We start from the raw sequence: 16466 nt of genomic DNA on the forward strand, positions 1-16466 counted from the left end.
GGCGGCCTGCGCGGGCGGCCTGCGCGGGCGGCCTGCGCGGGCGGCCTGCGCGGGCGGCCTGGCTTTCGCCATGCGCCGCAGTCCTTAAACGGCTGCGGGCGTGCCCTTCTCGCGGTCGGCGAGTTCGGACTTCCAGGCGCGGAAGCCTTCCTCGGTGCGGCCGCGACGCCAGTAGCCGGAGATCGAGGACGCCCACTCGGCCGGGACGCCACGCTCCTTGCGGATGTACGGGCGCAGATCGTGCATGACCGCCCGGGCTTCGCCGTGGATGAAGACCTGAACCAGGCCGTCACGCCACGGCGCATTGCGGACTGCTGCGGCCAGCCGCTCCCCCGGGTCGGCGTCGCCGCGGTGAATCCAGGTGAGGTGCACGCCCTCCGGATGTGCGAAGGCGATCTCGTCGGCGGGACCGAGGACCTCCACGAACACCTGCCCCACCGCGTCGGCGGGCAGGGCCGCGCACGCGACGGCGATCGCGGGTAGGGCGGATTCGTCACCGGCCAGCAGATGCCAGTCGGCGTCGGCGCGCGGGGCGTAGCCGCCACCGGGGCCGAACAGGTCGATGGTGTCGCCCGGCTGGGCGGCCGCGGCCCAGGGCCCGGCCACGCCTTCATCGCCGTGGTGGACGAAGTCGATGGCGATCTCCTGGGCGGCACGATCCACCTCGCGCACGGTGTAGGTGCGCATGATGTCGCCGTCGGCGGACGGGAAGATCAGTTTGACGTAGGAGTCGGTGCTGTCGCTGGGCTGGAAGGCCGCGAAGCCAGGGCCGCCGAGCCGGACCCGGATCAGGTGATCGGTCAGCCGGATCGTGTTCTGAACCACAAGCGTGATGCGTGTACGCGCCAAAGGACACCTCCATAATTAGGATTACCTAACTGACGCTAGCAGACACTCCGATAGGTCGTCGATAACATTTCGATAGGTCGTTGGTCACTGGACCCCGGCGATGAGCGCGGCCAGTACGGCGGCCAGCCGATCGAGCCCGGGGCCTGCCGGACCGCCAGGTTCGGCCATATAGAGATCGCGGCGGATCTCCACCATCAACGCGGTGACCCGGGGCTCGCGGCCGTAGAAGTCCAGCGGCACATAGGCGCCCGCGAACGGGCTGTTCACGCCGACGCCGAAGTCGGCGAAGACGCCGGCGGCATGCTCGACCAGATCCGGCGGCGTATGAAAAGCATCCACGCCCAGGCAGATCGGCGGACGCGGGCCGTCACCGTGCAGTTCGTAGGGCAGACGCTGGGCCGGATACGAGTGCACGTCGATGATCAATACCCGGCCCACAGCCGAAAGCCGTTCGGCCACCAGATCGGTCATGGCCAGCGCGTAGGGGTGGAAGTAGCGATCCAACAAGGGCGCGGGATCGAAATCCGGCCGCCGCAACGCCATCCGGTCAGTAGTGGCGGTGTACACCGCGCCCATCCCGGCCGCCAGCATCTCCTCCCGCTCGTCGGGAAACCGCTCCGGGTCAACGACCAGACGCGACAGCCGATTCACGAATTGCCATGGCCGAGTGGGCGACACCTCCGCAGCCACCGCAGCCAGCCGCGCGGTGTGCGCGTCGGTGATGGCATCCAGCTCACGCTCGAGCGCCCGGTCGTCGAGCAGCAGCTCCGCCCGCACGCGTGCGGGAATCGCGCGCGCGGAATGCGGAACATGCAGCACCACAGGCGAATCGGCAGCCCCCTGCAAGAGCCGCACCGAATCCGGGACGGACCTCGGGGCCAACGGCAATGCCGCCGGCCCGGCGACCGTAGGCCATGCCGTGTGCCCGGAGGCCGAAAACGGTGCCGTGTGCCCGGAGGGCGAAGGCGGTGCCACAGGACCGAGGGCCGAAGGCGGTGCCGCGGATGTGGGAGCGGAAGGCGGCGCCGCTGGCCTGAGGGGCGAAGGCAGCGCCACCGACCTGGCGGCCGAAGGCGGTGCCGCGGGGCTGGGAGTCGAAGGTGGCGTCGCGGGGTTGCCGGGCCGGGCGGTCACGCGCGGGGGTGAGCTTGGTCGTGGACCTTCTTGAGGCGGTCGATGGAGACGTGGGTGTAGAGCTGGGTGGTGGCCATGCTGGCGTGCCCGAGGATCTCCTGCACCACTCGCAGATCGGCCCCGCCCTCCAGCAGGTGGGTGGCCGCGGTGTGGCGGAATCCGTGCGGGCCCATGTCGGGTGCGCCCGGAATCGCGGAAACCACTTCGTGCACCACGGTTCTGGCCTGGCGCGGATCGATCCGGCGGCCGCGGCGGCCGAGTAGCAGCGCCCGCCCCGAATCCGGGGTGGCCAGCGCGGCACGACCGAATCGCAGCCAAGCCTCCAATGCCTGTTCGGCGGGCCCGCCGAAGGGAACGGCCCGCTCCTTGTTGCCCTTGCCCAGCACCCGCACCAGCCGCCGCTCCCGATCCACGTCCTCGATGTCGAGCCCGCACAGTTCGCTGACTCGGATCCCGGTGGCATACAACATCTCGACGATCAGCCGATCCCGCAGCGCCATCGGATCCTGCTGCGCCGCCCCCGATTCCGCCGCCTCCATCGCCGCCCGCGCCTGTTCCTTCCCCAACACCGACGGCAACACCCGATGCGCCCGAGCCGACCCCAGCCGCGGCCCCGGATCCACCCCCAGCCGCCCCGTATGCGTCAGCCACGCGGTGAACGTCCGCGCCGACGACGCCCGTCGAGCCATGGTCGTCCGAGCCGCTCCCCCCGCCGCCTGCGCCGCCAGCCACGACCGCAACAACGCCAAATCCACTTCCCCCACACCGGAATCCACCGCCCGCCCCAGCAAATGCTCCAGCAACCCGCGCGCATCCCCCACATACGCCCGCACCGTGTGCTCGGACCGATTCCGCCCCAACCGCAAATGCCGCCCATACTCGGCCAGCAACGCTTCCAAATCCTCGGGCAGCCCACTCATCCCCCCACGCTGACCCCATTCCGCCCCTATTTCAAGCACCACGCCACCCGAGCCCCTCACACCGGCCAGGCGGCGGTCTAGGTGGGCGAGGGCGGGTGCATGCGGTACCAGCCGTTGCTGTCACACGCGACCAGGCCCGCGATCTCGAGCGCCGACAGGGTGGCACGGACCGTTGGCAGCGGGAGGCCGGTATCGGTGACCACGGCGCGGGGCAGGCGGGAACCGGTGCCGGGGAGTGAGGCGAAGACGAGGGCCTCGTCGCCGGACAGGTTGTCCTCGGGGTTCGGCGGGACCGCACCCGGCAGGGAGAGTCGCAATGGGCCCGCCTCGTCGAGGATGTCCTCGGCGCGGGTGACGATGAATGCCTCCCCCTCACGGATCATGCGATGGCACCCGACCGATGCGGCCGAGGTGATCGGGCCCGGCACCGCCATTGCTGGACGTCCGAGTCGGCGACACCATTTCACGGTGTTGCGGGCGCCGCTGCGGACACCGGCCTCGACCACGACGACACCGTCCGCGAGACCGGCTATGAGTCGATTCCGGGCCAGGAAGTGGTGCTTGCGCGGCGATGTGCCGGGTGGGTACTCGGTGACGACCAGACCGCGCTCGGCGATCTCGCCCAGCAGGTGGTCGTGCTGCACCGGATACGGGCGATCGGGCCCGCAGGCGAGCACCGCGATGGTCATCCCGCCTACCGCCAGCGCGGCCCTATGGGCCATGCCGTCAATTCCGAACGCTGCCCCGGAAACAATCGTCCAACCACGCGCGGCCAACTCCCCCGCGATCTCCCCGGTCGCGTGGTTCCCGTACCCGGTGCTGCACCGAGCCCCCACCACGGCGATCGACCGCTCGGTCGCCTCCACCAGCGACCGCTTCCCTCGCACCCACAACACCAGCGGCACAGCCGCATCCGCGTCATGCCCCGGATCCAGCTGCCCCAACCCGAGCATCCGCCAAGCCGGCCACTCCGCATCGTCGGGCGTCACCACCCGCCCGCCCAACCGCTCGATCTGCGCCAGGTCCGCTTCCGCCCGATCAACCCCGCGCCGCAGCTCCGTCGGCCCCCGCAACACCTCCGGCAACGCACATTCCCGCACCGCCCGAGCCGCCTCCAGCACCCCCACCGACTCGATCAACCCAGACAACGCCGCACACGGCCCCTCCACCACCCGCGACAAATAGACCCAAGCCAACCGCCGCGCATCCGCGTCACCGCCGCCGAGCGAACCCGAAGCACGCGTTCCATTCCCGTGCGACAGCCCGGTCCAGCCGGAGCCACGGCCGTGTTCGGGACGGTCGGCCGCACGCCTCCCGTCGGCACCGACCCCGTGGTCGATCGCCACGCCGGACTCGAACTCAGGCAGTACACCGCCCGGCCCGAGCAGGGCAGTATTGTCCGACCGCGGCACAGTCGCCTCGGTATCTCCGGCGTCACCCGCCGCTGGGGCGGGTCGGGGTGTCGTATCGATTGGGAGCGAAGCAGATTCGTCGGGTTCGGCCGTGCACCGTGCCGGGCTCGGTCCACTCGTGATGTCGCTCATGCTCCACCTCGCTGTCGGAAGCTCAAGGCCTGCAGGACATCCTGGGCGTTGGGGATGTCGCCACCGCGGAGGTCGCTGACCGTCCAGGCGACTCGGATGGCGCGGTCCGCGCCGCGGGCGGACATACGACCGTGCTGAAGAGCATTCTCGACGGGGGCCAGCGCCTCGCGGGGCAGGCGGAAGCGTTGGCGGAGAACGTGGCCGGGAACTTCCGCATTCGTGCTCATCCCCAGGTCGGCCCATCGTTTCGCGGCTGCCGCGCGGGCGGCGGTGACGCGGGCGCGGACAACCTCGCTGCTCTCCACCTCGTCGCCGGTGAAGGCCCCTGCCGCTTGGGCGTGCATTTGCACCGCGATATCGATGCGGTCCATGAGCGGGCCCGACAGCTTACCCAGGTAGCGGCGGCGGGCCAGGGGCGCGCAGATGCAGTCGATGTCCCGGGCGGGGGCACACGGGCACGGGTTGGCCGCGAGAACGAGTTGGAAGCGGGCCGGGAAGCGGGATACGCCGTCGCGGCGCGCGATGCGAACCTCGCCCTCCTCCAAGGGAGTTCGCAGGGCCTCGAGGACTTTCGTACCGAGTTCCGCGCATTCATCGAGGAACAGAACACCGCGGTGGGCACAGCTCACCGCCCCCGGTCGCGCGGAACCCGAACCGCCGCCGATCATCGCCGTCACCGATGACGAGTGATGGGGAGCCACGAACGGTGGGGCGGTGATCAGCGGAGCATCACCGGACAACGTGCCCGCCACCGAGTGAATCGCGGTCACTTCCAAGGAATCCCGCTCCCGCAGCGGCGGCAGCAGGCCCGGGAGACGTTGCGCCAGCATCGTTTTCCCGATCCCGGGCGGACCGGTCAGCAGCAGGTGGTGGGCGCCGGCGGCGGCCACTTCCAGGGCCCAGCGCGCCTCGTCCTGGCCCACCACCTCGCGCAAGTCCCCGATCGACGGTGCGACCACCGGCTCGACCAGATCGGGGAGGGTGAGTTCACCGCCGCCGCGCAGCCAGTCCAACAGTTCGAGCAGGGTTGCGGCGCCGAGCACGCGGATTCCGTCCACCAGGCCCGCCTCCGGCAAGGCCGCGGTCGGGACGATCACCGTGCGGCGGCCCGCGGTGCGGGCAGCCAGGACCGCGGGCAGGATGCCTCGAACACGGCGGATCCGGCCATCCAACGCCAGTTCGCCGAGCAGGACGGATTCGGACAAGCGGTTCGAGGGGATCGCACCTGCGGCGTCGAGGACCGCTCCGGCCAGTGCCAAGTCGTAGACGCTCCCGACTTTCGGGAGGGTGGCCGGGGACAGGGCCAGGATCACTCGGCCGTCGGGCCATTTCTCTCCGGTGTTGGAGACGGCGGCTCGGACTCGGTCGCGGGATTCCTGGAGGGTGGTGTCGGGGCGGCCGACCAGGTGGACGGAGGGGAGGCCTTGGCCGATGTCGGCTTCGATCTCCACGAGTTGGCCCTCGACGCCGTTGACGGCGACGGAGTAGGCCCGGCCCAGCGGCATGTCAGAACGCCGCCTTCAGGTGCAGGATCTCCGGTGGGCGGCCGGGGCGCAGGATGATGGACACCACGTCGAAGCGGACGCGCTGGAACGGGCCGGGATGCTCGTGCAGCCAGCGGCGGGCCAGGGCGCGGATGCGTTGCTGTTTGAGGAAGGTGACGGCCTCCTCGGGCCGGCCGCAGGTCAGGTTGCGGCGGGTTTTGACTTCGATGAAAGCGGTGATGTCGCCTTCGCGGGCGATGACGTCGAGCTCCCCGAAGCGGCATCGCCAATTGCGGGCGATGATGTCCAGCCCGGCCGTGCGGAGGTAGTCCGCGGCCAGGTTCTCCCCCTGCGCTCCCAGCGCCAGATGCTGTGCCATTCAGCCAGCATGGCCGTGCCCGTACCGGACCCGGCCATGCCGAACTGGGAAAACGGCAAGGCTGTGGATAACCTCGGGCCTGTGGATCAGTCGGGAAGCCGCAGGTCGGTCTTCTCCAGTTCTTCGATATTCACGTCTTTGAAGGTGATCACGCGAACGTGCTTCACGAAGCGGGCCGGCCGGTACATGTCCCACACCCATGCATCCGACATCCGCACCTCGAAGTACACCTCGCCATCGGCGTTCTGCGGTCGCAGTTCGACGGAATTGGCGAGGTAGAAGCGACGTTCGGTCTCCACCACGTACGAGAATTGCCCGACGATGTCCTTGTACTCGCGGTACAGGGATAGCTCCATCTCGGTTTCGTACTTCTCGAGGTCCTCGGCGCTCATCGGGTGGAACGTCCTCCTTGTCGCCCAACTGGGTGTAGAGACATCATCCCGCATACGCCGTGTCGGTAGCCACTCGGCCGGTCTCCCGGACGTTTCGCCACGATCGACGGTGCTCCGGAGTGATGCCGAGGCGGGTCAGCGCCTCATTGTGCTCGGGGGTGTTGTAGCCCTTGTGGGCGGCGAAACCATACCCGGGATACTCCCGGTCCATTTCGACCATCATGCGGTCGCGGGTCACCTTGGCCAGCACACTGGCCGCGGCGATGCAGGCGGCCGACGCGTCGCCGCCGATCACCGGCAGCGACGGCACCGGAATGCCCGGCACCCGGAAACCGTCGGTGAGGACGTAGCCGGGCACCGGATCGAGACCGGCCACCGCGCGGCGCATGCCCTCGATATTGGCGACGTGAATGCCGATGGCGTCGATCTCCCACGCCGGGATCACCACCACCGACCAGGCCAGCGCCACCCGCTTGATGACGGGAAACAGCTGTTCGCGGGCGTTCTCGGTGAGCCGCTTGGAGTCGTCGAGACCGGCGAGCGAGGTGTAGGCCTTGGGCGGTAGCAGGCAGGAGGCGACGACCAGCGGGCCCGCCGCGCAGCCCCGCCCGGCCTCGTCGACGCCCGCGACCGGGCCCAGACCGCTGCGGATCAGCGCGGCTTCGAGCGTGCGTAGCCCGCCCGCCGGGCGCATGACCACGCGCGGCGGCCAGTCACCGCGGTCGATCCGCTGAATCTTCTTGCCGCCGCTTACCTTCCGGCCCGCGCCGGCGACACCGCTCGCCATCTTCCCCACCGGTCGATTATCCCGCTGTTCTCAGTTCGTCTGGGGGTCCTGCGAGCGGACCGGTCCGATCCGGCTCGGCGGCCAGATCTTGAACACCGCCTTGCCGCGCACATCCTTGACCGGGACGGTGCCGTTGAGCTCGTCCTTCATGTGGTAGCGGGAGTCCGCGGATTCGGCGCGGTTGTCGCCCATCACCCACAGGTTGCCGTCCGGCACCTTGACCTCGGGGAAGGCGCGTCCGCCGGCATTGAACTGGATGTCGGGGTTCTGCTCGCTGAACGGGTTGTTGTGCAGCACGTACGGCTCGTCGAGCGGCTTCCACTCCGAACCCGGTGCGCTGTCCTTGACCAGGATCCGGCCTTGCGCGTCACAGCATTTCACCGACTGGCCGCCGGTCGCGATGACTCGCTTGACCAGATCGTTCTCGTCCGGCGGCACCAGGCCGAAGAAGGACAGGAAGTTCTGGACGCCGCGGCCCACGGTGTTGGTCGAACGGATCGACTTGTAGTGGCGGTTCCAGTCGTCGGTCGGGCCGACGAACACCACCACGTCACCGGGCTTCGGATCACCGAAGTAGTAGCTCAGCTTCTGCACGTAGATGCGGTCGCCGGTACAGCCCGCGCAACCATGCAACGTCGGTTCCATGGACTGCGACGGAATCACATAGGGCCGGCCGATGAAGGTCACCAGCAGCGCCACGATCAACGCCGCGAAGCCGATCAGGATGGGCAGCTCTTGCCAGAACGGGCGCTGCTTCTTCTTCGGCTTCGGCTGGGGGGTCTCGGGCGTCTCGGACCCATTGTCATCGCCCGACCCGGACATCGTCACCGACTCGCTCTCGTCTGCCACCGGAACAGAGTAGCCCGGCACCGCGAAGAACCATGCGGTGCCGGGCTACTCGGCGTCGGCGAGCCGACAATGAAGCATTGTGGCGAGCCGACAATGGAGCATTGTGGCGAGCCGACAGTGATGCTCTGTGAGAACCGATCCCCGACAAGGTCGGGGCGGTTGCTACCTCAGCGCTTTTCCTTGATCTTGGCGGCCTTGCCGCGCAGATCGCGCAGGTAGTACAGCTTGGCGCGACGCACGTCACCGCGGGTCACGACCTCGATCTTGTCGAGGTTGGGGCTGTGCACCGGGAAGGTGCGCTCCACGCCGACACCGAACGACACCTTGCGCACGGTGAAGGTCTCGCGGATGCCACCGTTCTGGCGGCGGATGACGACGCCCTTGAAGACCTGGACTCGCTCCTTGTTGCCTTCAATAACCTTCACGTGCACGTTGACGGTGTCACCCGGGCGGAAGTCCGGGATGTCGTTGCGCAGCGAGCTTGCGTCGACGAAGTCGAGGGTGTTCATGTCCGTCCTTATTGGTTTTCGCGCGAACAGAGGAACCTGGCGGCTACCCCCGGAGGGATGCTCTACCGGTTCGTGCTCCGGATAATGGGCGGTGCCCCGGCGCAGAGCGCGCAAGGCAACCTGAGCATTGTGCCAGACGACGCGGCCCGGGCGGGAATCGGGGTCATGCCGGATGCGCCGGAAACCCGGCAGCCGCGCGCCGAAATACCTCCATAGCCGCCCGCAATCTATTGGCTATCGACGTGCTCGGTCGGGCGGTCGACGGGCTTGCGGACCGGGAGCAGATGGATGTGGGTCGGGGGCGGGGCGGGCGGGGCCGGGACGACGGTGCGGCTCAACTCCTCCTCGGCGGCGCGCAGCACGTGGGCGGTGTCGGGTTTCCCGGCGAGCAGATCCTGGACGAAGATCTTGGCGCGGATCATCGGACGGCGGTAGCGACGCTCACGAATGATGGCGCGGCGCATGAGACCCGAGCGGGAGCCGTAGCGCCAGCGGGCCCAGGGCGCGCCGGGACGGCTCAGGCGCAGCGCGCCGATGAACAGCAGCGGCGGGAAGAACATGCCGAACAGACCGGTCCAAATCTTGCCCTTGGCAATGACGATCGCCGCGAGCAGCAGGTTCATCAACGCGAACGCGATGGTGAACAACCGCTCGGGCACATTCGGATCGGCACGTAGTTCCCGCACATCGCCGATGTCGAGCAGCCACAGCGGATGGAATCCGAGCAGCAGCAGTCCGGTCACCGCGAGCGCCACGAAGACCGCGTCCACCGAAGTGCGGCCCTGCTCCTCCCAATAGACGTCACGCAGGTAATAGATGAGCGCGAACTCGTCGAGCACCAGGGCGGCGCCGAGCCCGAAAACCGCTGCGAGCGCACTGATCACGCCGACGGTGCTCTGATACAGCGCCACCAGCCCCATCCCGGAGCCGAGCACCAGCACCACCCCGAAGACCATGTGATGAATGTGCACGTCCCCGGCGCGGACATTGCCCGGCCACCACCGCACCTGCTTGCGGATGAGCCGCACACTGATGCGGATCAGTACGAATCCGACGATGAACCCCAGCAGCAGGCATGCCAGCGGCAATCGGCCGTGCGCCACCACGACATCTTCCCACCACCGCCGCACATGCATGCCCGTGTCGCCTCCGGAATCCTCGCGCGAACCACAACCCCCGCCACGCTACCCGCGTCCAAGATCGGCACGCCGAGATCACAATCTCCCCGCAGCCCGATCGAGCAACCGACCAGTCAACCCGGCCGCGACTACCCTGACCACCATGCGACTGAGTACACGAAACCAACTCGATGGAACGGTCACCCAGGTCACCCGCGGCGAGGCCATGGCCGTCGTCCGCATCCGCCTCGCCGGCGGTGACGAGATCACCTCCTCCATCACCCGCGACGCCGCCGACGACCTCGGCCTCGCCGACGGCACCCCCGTCAAGGTCCTGATCAAGTCGACCGAAGTCTCCCTCGGCGTCGAATAGCCGCCCTGGACCGGCCGAGACGGACCCCGGATTGCCCTCGGCCGCTCCACTTTTCACCATCGTTCGGCTGTGCGGCCCCCTTTCCCGGCCACCTGATATCCCGGCCGATACCCACCGCGCCTCCGCGAATTCCCCTACGTCGACTCCGCGGCACCCTGCACCGAGTCGACTCCCGCTCCCCCGCCGGCGACTCTCGACCCGTGAGCATTCGCCGCGGGCGGCTTTGCGCAGGCGGGGCGCCACGGATACGTTGGAGGGATGACGACACCTCACCATGCCTCGACGGTGAGTTGACGGACGGCAATCCTGCCGTTGTTTCCGGTCGCCTTCGTGCGATCGATCCTCAGAATCACAGTCCCGTTGTGTTCGTCGGTGTCTGTACCGGTTGATATGCGCTTCTCTCCCGCGCGCCACCGGTCGGCAGGTCGCGAGTTTCCGGGCTGGTCATGGAACGGGAACGGACCGTCATGTTCGAACATCTTTCGGCGCAGCCGTGCTCGCGCGCGGCCACCCACACCATCGAGACCACCGTGCGGTGGGTCGAGGACGATGAATGCTGGAGTGCCCTGTGGCGCTCCGCGAACGGGACGCCGCCACCGGCGGAGGTGGTCGCCGTGGACGACCGGCTCACCGCCGATGCGGCGCTACGACTCGCGATGGCCGGGAAGGCCATGCTGTGGCGCGGCGACTTCCACGGCGCGAACCAGCTGCTCAACGCCCTCGACCGGCGACTCGACCGGGGTGACGCCCGACGACCGGTCACCGATTTCCACGCCCACCGGCAGCGCCAGGCACGGCGGGCACGGATTCTCGGCATGGTGCTGGTGCCCTTGGATCCCGGGCACACCGTGCCGCTGCGTCGAGCGCCCGATGTGCGGCAGGCGTGTCTGGATGCCTACGGCGAGGCGGCCGATCCGGCGGTGGTGTCGCTGCGCGAATTGCGTGGTGTGACAAGCGCATACGAGTGGCGGCGCACGGGGGTCGCGGTGCGGGCGCTGGGGGCCCGCATCCATCCGCACTACGGCGTGTTCGCACCGGTGCGTGACGAGTACGTCGACCTGGTCGCCGACGCGCCGCTGCCCTCGACCCGGCTGGCCTTCGACATCGGGACCGGATCGGGGGTGCTGGCCGCGGTGCTGGCCCGGCGCGGGGTGGCGTCGATCGTCGCGACCGACGACGATCCGCGGGCCCTGGCGTGCGCCCGCGAGAATCTGGACCGGCTCGGCTACGGCGACCGCGTCGAGCTGCTGCGCACCGATCTCTATCCGCCGGGGCGGGCTCCGCTGGTGGTCTGCAATCCGCCGTGGCTGCCCGCGAAGCCACGATCACCACTCGACCATGCGGTGTACGACCCGGGCGGGCGGGTCCTGCGCGCCGTGCTCGACCGCATGGCCAAGCACCTCACCGCTGACGGCGAAGGCTGGCTGGTCATCTCCGACCTCGCCGAACGGCTGGCCCTGCGCGCACCCGGCGAGCTGCGGGCGGCCTTCGACTCGGCGGGACTGCGGGTGCTCGACCGGATCGATACGCTGCCCCGCCATCCGCGGGTCCACGATGCCGAGGATCCACTGCATGCAGCGCGGGCCGGCGAGATCACCTCGCTGTGGCGGCTCGCTCCGAACTGACCGGCGAACAGCCCGAAAAACCGTGCAGGCCCCGGAGATTCCGGGGCCTGCACGTCGGTATTACTTGCCGAAGCCGGCGCGGCGCAGCGCGTCGGCCATCGAGCCGCTCGCGGCGGGCTGGTTGCGGCGGTCCTGGTTGCGGTTGCCGCCGCCCTGACCGTTGCCGCCCTGACGGCCGCCGTTGTCACGGCCGCCACGCTGGCCGCCGCCCTGGTTGTTGCGGGGGCCGCGGTCGCCGCGCTCCTGCTTGGGCTTACCGGGCTCGTCGTCGAGACGCAGGGACAGGCCGATGCGCTGACGCTGGACGTCGACCTCGAGCACCTTGACCTTCACCACGTCGCCGGACTTCACGACCTCGCGGGGGTCCTTGACGAAGTTGTGGGACAGCGCCGAGACGTGGACCAGACCGTCCTGGTGGACGCCGACATCGACGAAAGCACCGAAGGCGGCCACATTGGTGACGACGCCCTCGAGCACCATGCCGGGCTTCAGGTCGGCGACCTTCTCGATACCCGCTGCGAATTCGGCGGTCTTGAACTCGGGGCGCGGGTCACGGCCGGGCTTCTCGAGCTCGGCGATGATGTCGGTCACCGTGGGCACACCGAACTGCTCATCGGTGTAGTCGGCGGGGCGCAGGGCGCGCAGGGCCGAGGTGTTGCCGATGATCTCCTTGATGCCCTTGCCGCTGCCGTCGAGGATGCGCCGCACCACGGGGTACGCCTCGGGGTGCACGCCGGAGGTGTCGAGCGGATCGTCGCCCTCGCGGATGCGCAGGAAGCCGGCGCACTGCTCGAAGGCCTTGGGGCCCAGGCGCGGAACATTCTTGAGTCCGGCGCGGCTGCGGAACGGGCCGTTGGCATCGCGGTGCGCCACAATGCTTTCCGCGATCGAATTGGAAATGCCCGACACTCGCGACAGCAGCGGCACCGAGGCGATGTTCACGTCCACGCCGACCGCGTTCACCGCGTCCTCGACCACCGCGCCCAGCGAGCGGGCCAGCAGGGTTTCGGAGATGTCGTGCTGGTACTGCCCGACGCCGATGGACTTCGGGTCGATCTTCACCAGTTCGGCGAGCGGGTCCTGCAGGCGGCGGGCGATGGAGACCGCGCCGCGCAGCGACACGTCCATGTCGGGCAGTTCCGCCGAGGCGTACGCCGAGGCCGAGTACACCGACGCGCCCGCCTCGGACACCACGATCTTGGTGGGCTTGTTCTCGGGGATGCGCGAGATCAGTTCGGTGGCAAGGGCGTCGGTCTCTCGGGAGGCGGTGCCGTTGCCGATGGCGATGAGCTCCACATTGAAGCGGGCGACCAGTGCGCCCAGCACCGCGAGAGACTTCTCGGTCTGCCCCTGCGGCTTGTGCGGGTAGATGACCTCGGTGGCGACGGCCTTACCGGTGGAGTCGACCACGGCCACCTTCACACCGGTGCGGTAGCCCGGGTCCAGGCCCATGGTGGTGCGGGTGCCGGCGGGCGCGGCCAGCAGCAGGTCGCGCAGGTTGGCGGCGAACACGTCGACGGCGTCGCGTTCGGCGGACTGCCGCAACCGCATCCGAGTGTCGATGCCCAGGCTCACCTGCAGCTTGGTCCGCCACGCCCAGCGCACGGTGTCCAGCAGCCAGGAGTCGGCGGCGCGGCCCCGGTCGGCGATATCGAACTTGACGGCGATGCGGCCCTCGTAGATCGAGCGCTGCCCGTCCGCGAGCTCCTCGGTGTCGGGTTCCAGGTGCAGGTTGAGCACCTCTTCCTTCTCACCGCGCAGCAGCGCCAGGATGCGGTGCGAGGGCAGTTTGCTGAACGGCTCGGAGAATTCGAAGTAGTCGGCGAACTTCGCGCCCGCCTCCTCCTTGCCGGCGCGCACCGACGAGGACACCTGGCCGCGCTCCCACATGAGTTCACGCAGTTCACCGACCAGGTCGGCGTCCTCGGCGAAACGCTCCACCAGGATCGAGCGCGCACCGTCGAGCTGTTCGGCGTTGTACTGCGCGGGATCGGTGGTCGGGTCACCCAGCAACGCATCGGCGACCGGCTCGTGCCCGGCCTCGCGCGCGATCTGCGCCTTGGTGCGCCGCTTGGGCTTGTAGGGCAGGTAGATGTCCTCGAGGCGGGCCTTGGTGTCGGCGAGCATGATCTGCGCGTGCAGCGCGTCATCCAATTTGCCCTGGCCACGGATGGATTCGATGATCGAGCCCCGGCGGTCGTCGAGTTCGCGCAGGTAGCTGAGGCGTTCGTCGAGGGTGCGTAGCTGCGCGTCGTCGAGCCCGCCGGTGACTTCCTTGCGGTATCGGGCGATGAACGGCACGGTCGAGCCGGCGTCCAGGAGTTCGACGGCGGAGCGCACCTGCTCCTCGCGCACGCCCAGCTCGTCGGCGATACGCCGGCCGACGCTGGCGAGGCGAACGGTGCCGGTGGCACCTGCGGATGCTGCGCTGACGGTTTCGGAGGCTGTCGTCACGCCCGCAGACACTACCGCCGCCGCCCGACACCCGATGCAACCCCCACACGCGATTCGGTCCGTTCTGTCCCGCGAGTCTCAGATCGGCGCGCCGCGAGGCCGGTGGCAGGATCGCCCCGTGCCGATCCCGACTCTGCGCGAACGTGTTCCACGTCGAGTGTTCCGGGCCTGCGCCCGCGTCGCCCTCGCGGCGGGGCTGACGGCGGCCGCGGCGGGCTGTGGTTCGAGTGGATCCGCCTCTATCGCCGAGGTATCCACGGTGCCCGCCCTGGACCTGAGCGCGGTCAAGATGCTGCCGCTGGGCCCGAACGAATCCTTCGGCGTCATGTCCACGGGGGTATACGCCCTGGCCGACGACGGGATCACCCGCGTGGATATCCGTACCGGACTACAGCTTTGGAAGATCGCGTCGACCGGCGCTCCGCCCGAGCAGGGCAAGATCCAGGTACTCGACCGCGGACATGTGCTGCTGGCCGGATGGCAGGGCACCCCGGGACTGACCGCCTACGACACCACCTCCGGCAAGCGGATGTGGGACACCCAGGCCGAGCAGTGGTTCGAGTCGGATTCCGCCACCGGGCAATTCGTCCACTTCGATCCGCGCACCGGCGAGCAGCGATGGTCGGTCGATCCGGCAACGCTCGGTTGCGCCACACCGCTGCCGAAAGATCTTCCGGCTCTGTTCGATTCGGATGTGCCCAGCCTGGCCGAAGGACCCGGCGTGGTCGTGTTCCGCTGCGCCGCGCCGGACAGCCGGACAATCGTCGGCGGACTCGATCGCACTACCGGATCCACCGTCTGGCATCGCGACCTCCCCGAGAAGGGGAACTTCCTACGCGGGCCCGGCCGGATGGCCATCGTGATGACAGAGGGCACCGTCGACACCGTCGACATGGCCGACGGCGCCTCACTCGGCACCCGGAAAGCCGCCTCCGACAAGGAATTCCGCGCACTGCTCGCCGACGGTTCATCACTCACGATGGACAGCTACGTCATCGCCGACAACACGGACATGCGGCTGCAAGCGCCAGACGGCACCGTCCGCTGGAGCGTGCCGCTGGACGCGACCAAGGAGGAGATGCAGCCGCTGATGGTGAGCAGCCGCAACGCGGTCTTCCTGCTCATGCGGGAGAACAGCGGCGCCAAGGTGTGGCTGGTGGCCTACGACACCAAGAGCGGTAAACGCACCGTCGTCATCGGTCCGGGCCCGACCGCGGCGGGCGAAAAGCCCAGCCTCACCATGAATCTGGATATCTCACGCACGCGGCTCTACCCCGCGCCGTGGGGCCTGCTCGTCACCGGCCCGGACAACGGTTACGCGACGATCCCGAAACGCTGACGCCGCACGGGGTCAGGCCGGTTCGGTCTGCTCCGGCAGCAGGTCAGGGCGGCGTTCGGCCGTGCGAGTCAAGGACTGCTCGTGCCGCCACTGCGCGATCTTGGCGTGATTGCCGGACAACAGGATGTCGGGCACGTCGAGCCCGCGCCAGCTCACCGGGCGGGTGTAGGACGGGCCTTCGAGCAGGCCGTCGGAGAAGGAATCCTGTTCGTGGGACTGCTGATTGCCGAGCACGCCCGGGATCAACCGGACGAACGCCTCGGTCATCACCAGCACGGCGGCCTCACCACCGATGAGGACGTAATCGCCGATGCTGACCTCTTCGACACGCACCCGCCGCGACGCGTCATCGAAGACGCGCTGGTCGATGCCCTCGTAGCGGCCGCACGCGAACACGATGTGCTGTTCGCCGGACCACCGTTGCGCGGTCTCCTGCGTGAACGGGACACCCGCCGGGGTGGGCACCACCAGCAGCGCGTCGTCCGGGCACACCGCGTCGAGGGCGTCGCCCCAGACGGTCGGCTTCATGACCATGCCCGGACCGCCACCGTAAGGGGTGTCGTCCACGGATTTGTGCACGTCGTGGGTCCAGCCACGCAGGTCGTGCACCTCGACCTCGAGCAGGCCCTTGTCGATCGCCTTGCCCAGCAAGGCCGCTCGCATCGGCTCGAGATACTCGGGAAAAATGGTGACCACGTCGATACGCATGC

Annotated in this window: 16 protein-coding genes; 3 read left to right on the forward strand and 13 right to left on the reverse strand. The window is 68.9% G+C overall.

Going from position 1 to position 16466, the window contains the following annotated elements; genetic code table 11:
* Positions 1-84 precede the first annotated feature (84 nt).
* From ACYVKL_RS34600 to ACYVKL_RS34650, 11 genes are all read right to left on the reverse strand, one after another.
* Entirely contained in the window at positions 85-849 is a 765-nt protein-coding gene (locus ACYVKL_RS34600; protein WP_379171785.1) for a siderophore-interacting protein, read from the reverse strand.
* Between the two features lie 84 nt (positions 850-933).
* Complete coding sequence (locus ACYVKL_RS34605) at positions 934-1671, reverse strand: N-formylglutamate amidohydrolase (protein WP_379171787.1); 738 nt, start codon at positions 1669-1671, stop codon at positions 934-936.
* Between the two features lie 308 nt (positions 1672-1979).
* Entirely contained in the window at positions 1980-2903 is a 924-nt protein-coding gene (locus ACYVKL_RS34610; RefSeq protein ID WP_357193659.1) for a tyrosine recombinase XerC, read from the reverse strand.
* 77 nt (positions 2904-2980) lie between these two features.
* The gene (gene dprA, locus ACYVKL_RS34615) at positions 2981-4165 is read right to left on the reverse strand and encodes a DNA-processing protein DprA (RefSeq protein WP_379172074.1); all 1185 of its coding nucleotides are present in this window, start codon (positions 4163-4165) and stop codon (positions 2981-2983) included.
* A 278-nt stretch (positions 4166-4443) separates the two neighbouring features.
* The gene (locus ACYVKL_RS34620) at positions 4444-5952 is read right to left on the reverse strand and encodes a YifB family Mg chelatase-like AAA ATPase (RefSeq protein ID WP_379171789.1); all 1509 of its coding nucleotides are present in this window, start codon (positions 5950-5952) and stop codon (positions 4444-4446) included.
* Position 5953: 1 nt separating this feature from the next.
* Entirely contained in the window at positions 5954-6310 is a 357-nt protein-coding gene (locus ACYVKL_RS34625) for a YraN family protein (protein WP_379171791.1), read from the reverse strand.
* An 86-nt stretch (positions 6311-6396) separates the two neighbouring features.
* Complete coding sequence (locus ACYVKL_RS34630) at positions 6397-6702, reverse strand: DUF2469 domain-containing protein (protein WP_040859817.1); 306 nt, start codon at positions 6700-6702, stop codon at positions 6397-6399.
* A gap of 43 nt (positions 6703-6745) precedes the next feature.
* Positions 6746-7489, reverse strand: coding sequence for a ribonuclease HII (locus ACYVKL_RS34635; RefSeq protein ID WP_379172076.1), 744 nt, complete (start codon positions 7487-7489; stop codon positions 6746-6748).
* Positions 7490-7519: 30 nt separating this feature from the next.
* A complete protein-coding gene (lepB, locus tag ACYVKL_RS34640) occupies positions 7520-8338 on the reverse strand; it encodes a signal peptidase I (RefSeq protein ID WP_379171795.1) in 819 nt (272 codons plus the stop codon).
* 167 nt (positions 8339-8505) lie between these two features.
* A complete protein-coding gene (rplS, locus tag ACYVKL_RS34645; RefSeq protein WP_120737548.1) occupies positions 8506-8847 on the reverse strand; it encodes a 50S ribosomal protein L19 in 342 nt (113 codons plus the stop codon).
* A gap of 227 nt (positions 8848-9074) precedes the next feature.
* Positions 9075-9977, reverse strand: coding sequence for a hypothetical protein (locus tag ACYVKL_RS34650; RefSeq protein ID WP_379172078.1), 903 nt, complete (start codon positions 9975-9977; stop codon positions 9075-9077).
* 151 nt (positions 9978-10128) lie between these two features.
* Here ACYVKL_RS34650 and ACYVKL_RS34655 point away from each other — a divergent pair, with 151 nt between their 5' ends.
* Positions 10129-10338, forward strand: coding sequence for a TOBE domain-containing protein (locus tag ACYVKL_RS34655; RefSeq protein ID WP_213557048.1), 210 nt, complete (start codon positions 10129-10131; stop codon positions 10336-10338).
* Between the two features lie 518 nt (positions 10339-10856).
* Positions 10857-11963, forward strand: coding sequence for a methyltransferase (locus tag ACYVKL_RS34660; RefSeq protein WP_379172080.1), 1107 nt, complete (start codon positions 10857-10859; stop codon positions 11961-11963).
* Positions 11964-12023: 60 nt separating this feature from the next.
* Here the strand turns inward: ACYVKL_RS34660 and ACYVKL_RS34665 are convergent, their stop codons facing one another.
* Positions 12024-14417, reverse strand: a complete 2394-nt coding sequence (locus ACYVKL_RS34665; RefSeq protein ID WP_379171798.1) for a Tex family protein — start codon at positions 14415-14417, stop codon at positions 12024-12026.
* 118 nt (positions 14418-14535) lie between these two features.
* On the opposite strand from ACYVKL_RS34665, the gene ACYVKL_RS34670 reads away from it, so the two are divergent.
* A complete protein-coding gene (locus tag ACYVKL_RS34670) occupies positions 14536-15756 on the forward strand; it encodes an outer membrane protein assembly factor BamB family protein (protein ID WP_379171800.1) in 1221 nt (406 codons plus the stop codon).
* Positions 15757-15768: 12 nt separating this feature from the next.
* Here ACYVKL_RS34670 and trmD read toward each other — a convergent pair whose 3' ends face one another.
* A complete protein-coding gene (gene trmD / locus ACYVKL_RS34675) occupies positions 15769-16464 on the reverse strand; it encodes a tRNA (guanosine(37)-N1)-methyltransferase TrmD (protein WP_379171802.1) in 696 nt (231 codons plus the stop codon).
* Between the last annotated feature and the right edge of the window lie 2 nt (positions 16465-16466).

This window comes from Nocardia tengchongensis, from assembly GCF_054781395.1.